The following is a 3,396-nucleotide window of genomic DNA, read 5'->3' as shown; positions in this document are numbered from 1 at the left end:
GAACCCTTTAGCTTTGTCGGCAAACGCGTCGCGGGCGGTCAGCATTAGAATGGGTTGTAACCGGCTGGCTTGTGTTTTTATCACCTGACATACGTGCAAACCATCACAATCTGGCAAGTTAAGATCCAACAGAATGACATCAAAACAGTGTGTCAACGCCAGTTCAATACCCTGTTTGCCAGTCGCGGCAAAATCAACCTGCCAGTGCAAGCCTTCCAGAAAACTGACAATTTGCTTGGCAATAGCTAGATTGTCTTCTACCAGTAAAATCGATAAACATTTATTCAATGCAGCCACTTATATAAAACCAAATCAGTCCATTACCGGCAGATTAACCAAAGGCGCAATTCAACTCCACAGAAAAAAGCCAAAACGTTAACTATCTCTGCAAATTTCACCCTGATTTCACCACACACAACGTAATTTGGCCAAACCAACGAATACGGAGATTAAAATGAAGACGCTAATACTGAGTTTGGCAATAATAGGGTTTATCGGTGCAGGCAACCTATACGGCGCTGAAGGTGCTGCAGGAAGTACAGTAAAGCTTCAGATAAACGACGTTAAGCTGGAGGTGGAAAAGCAGGGCAAGGGTGATGTTACGGTAGTATTTGAAGCAGGCTTTGGTACGGACTTGCGCACCTGGCAACCGGTTATCGCTGCACTTGGCAATAACACCAGCACTATTGCGTACTCGCGGGCCGGACTTGGTCAATCTACTGGGGGCAACGCACCAAGAAATATTCAACAGCATATCAATGACCTTCATACACTTCTAACAGCATTAAAGGTGAATGGCGAAATTGTCTTGGTGGGCCACTCTTACGGCGGCCTGCTGGCGACAGAATACGCCCGTCAATTTCCTGAGCAGATATCAGCACTAGTGCTTATTGACCCGGCTGTCATGGCTCAGCGTAAGGTGTTTTTACAGGCTGATAAAAACCGGGTACTGCATGATGATCAAATGTTGCTGAAAATGATGCCAACTGCAATGCAACAAGACTATCAGTTATTGATAACCCAACTTGATGCGGCACCGGACAGGGTAAACCCAGTGCCATCAGCTATCCGGACCAGTTTAATAACCTCCACTAAAGGTTATGAAAAGCCGTTTGTTTTTGAAGAAACGCAACTGGGTAAGCAGCTGTGGCTTAATTTACACAACGACTTGTTCAAAGATGTGACTCACGGTCAACACATACGCGTATCTGATGCCGGGCATAATCTGCATCAGGAGAAACCGCAGCTTATCGCGCAGGCTATTATCGGCATTATTAACCGGCAGTAATGGTATGAACAGCTTACTACTAGAGAGGAAAGCAGCAGATAATACGTTAGCTGGCAGCCGCCCTGGCGAACGCTACTACGGCACGCTGCGCTCGGCCATGCGGGCAGCGGCAATGTCGGCCAGCCGCGCATCCAAATATTCCCTGCTTAACCAATGCCCGCGCACCATAACCCCAGCGGGATGATACAGCACCGATAAATCTTCCAACGGATTACCATCAACCAGCAATAAATCTGCCCGTTGACCTGCTTTAACCTGACCAAACTGGTCTTTATCAGCAAAATACTCGCCAACCAGCACGGTACCACTGCGCAAAATGTCATAATTGCTGATACCTGCCTCAGTCATTTTTGGTATTTCGCGGCGTAGCGATAAGCCTGGCACGCTGAATAATTGTGGCGCATCGGTGCCAAGTAAAATAGTAACACCTGCCTGGTACAATGCTCCCAGCAGCAAACGGCGGTTTTCAGCATGTACAGAGGCCGTTTCGCCAGTATAGTAACTGCCACTGGCCGCTTGTAAATAGCGTTGCCAGCCAGCAATCACCTGCGCTGGCATATATTTCAGCTCGTCATACGCTTGTAGCTGTGCACTGTCTGCGGCACCAATAATGGTTTGCCACAGCGCTTCGGTGGGTACTACTGCCACATTATGCTGTTTGGTCAGGGCCACTAATGGCGTCATGTCATCAGCACTAAGCGCTTTTTCAAAACCGCCCAGTGCTGCCATATAGCCATCAAGATGATCAATAGTACGGCTACCTAGCACAATAGCCTGCTCTATGCCCACGGCTTCGGGTACGTGGCCGGCAAAGTCGATACCTTGTTTATTGGCTTCATCAGCTATGGCCTGATAATGCTCCAGGCTTAAACCCGGGTGAATTTTCAACAGGTCCCACCCTTGCTGCTTATGCTCACGAACGCGCTGCCGGGCCTGCTCAGCTGAGGTTACCGTGTGTTGATTAAAACTGGGGCCGGCCAGATATAAGGTTGGGCCCAGCCGTTTACCGCTGGCAATATCGTCTTTTAAGCGCAGTTGCTGGTCATGACCGAGCATGCCACGCACGGTAGTAACCCCGCCCGCCAGATATAGCGTTAGCACATCATTTAAATAACGCTTGGGCACACCGCTAAAATCAGCCAGCGGCGGCACATGACCGTGCATTTCTGCCAGGCCCGGCATAATATAGCGACCGTTGCCAGCAATGACTTTAGCCCCGTCAGGTATGGCAATATTCGTAACATTACCAACAGCGACGATGCGATCACCTTTTACCAGTACGCGCTGATCGCGCAGCACCCGTTGTTCTGTCTCACCCGCAGCAGATGTCATTGGCAACACATGCACCTGATCAAACACTATATAGGTCGAAGCGTTTAGTGTAGCCTTAATATCATTGTTGGTTTCGCTGTTTGTTGCAGTAGCTGAGACTGAACTAAGTACCAGCGCCATGCCTGCTATAACCCGCATTGGTAATGTAACCGTTAGCATCTGATCCCGCCTTTTACCGTTTCCCCAAGAGCTAACTATGAAGAACTATATCCAATTTGGCAACTGCCTGATAACCGCGGGTTAGCTTTGCATAAAAAACGTGAAAGTTGCGAAGTGCTTCATCCTGAACTACTATTTTTGTCTTCATAACGACGATTTTCATCTCGTGCCTGACTAATCAGCTTTACCTGTTGCCGCATTCAGCGCATAGAGGTACTGTGCAATGAATTTTTTCAATGAATTAAGAAGACGAAACGTATTACGCGTTGCGACAGCCTACAGTTTGATGGCATGGCTGCTGATTCAAGTCGTCGATACCATCTTCCCCGCCTTTGGATTTAGCGCTTCTTTGGTTCGTCATGCAACAATCATTGCGGTTATCGGCCTTGTTCCAGTCGTTATTCTTGCCTGGGTGTTTGAACTCACACCAGAAGGATTGAAGAAAGACAGTGGCGTTACTCCCCAATATAAGGTTACGGGAAAAACGGCAAAAACTCTGGATCGGGTTATCATTATTATTTTAGCGCTTGCGGTAACGTACTTTGGTGTCGATAAGTTTGTGCTGATGCCCGCCAGAGAAGCAGCACTGAGTGAAGTTGTTGCTAATCAAATCGATG

The 3,396-nt window shown here is 48.1% G+C and carries 4 protein-coding genes; 2 read left to right on the top strand and 2 right to left on the bottom strand.

What is annotated here, in order from left to right:
* Nucleotides 1–288: response regulator transcription factor (locus tag ABY802_RS16330; protein ID WP_372628179.1), on the bottom strand; the 288-nt coding region annotated here is incomplete at its 3' end.
* A 166-nt stretch (nucleotides 289–454) separates the two neighbouring features.
* On the opposite strand from ABY802_RS16330, the gene ABY802_RS16325 reads away from it, so the two are divergent.
* Nucleotides 455–1,288: an alpha/beta fold hydrolase gene (locus ABY802_RS16325; RefSeq protein WP_372628178.1), complete on the top strand. Its 834-nt coding sequence runs from the start codon at nucleotides 455–457 to the stop codon at nucleotides 1,286–1,288.
* Between the two features lie 75 nt (nucleotides 1,289–1,363).
* Here the strand turns inward: ABY802_RS16325 and ABY802_RS16320 are convergent, their stop codons facing one another.
* Nucleotides 1,364–2,779 carry an amidohydrolase family protein gene (locus tag ABY802_RS16320; RefSeq protein ID WP_372628177.1) on the bottom strand — a complete coding sequence of 472 codons (1,416 nt, stop codon included), beginning with the start codon at nucleotides 2,777–2,779 and terminating at the stop codon, nucleotides 1,364–1,366.
* A gap of 223 nt (nucleotides 2,780–3,002) precedes the next feature.
* Here ABY802_RS16320 and ABY802_RS16315 point away from each other — a divergent pair.
* Nucleotides 3,003–3,396: hypothetical protein (locus tag ABY802_RS16315; protein WP_372628176.1), on the top strand; the 394-nt coding region annotated here is incomplete at its 3' end.

Source organism: Arsukibacterium sp. (assembly GCF_041616895.1).
Taxonomy (GTDB): Bacteria; Pseudomonadota; Gammaproteobacteria; order Enterobacterales; family Alteromonadaceae; genus Alishewanella.
Note: the sequence above shows the minus strand (reverse complement) of the source record. Positions and strands in the feature narration are given on the sequence as shown.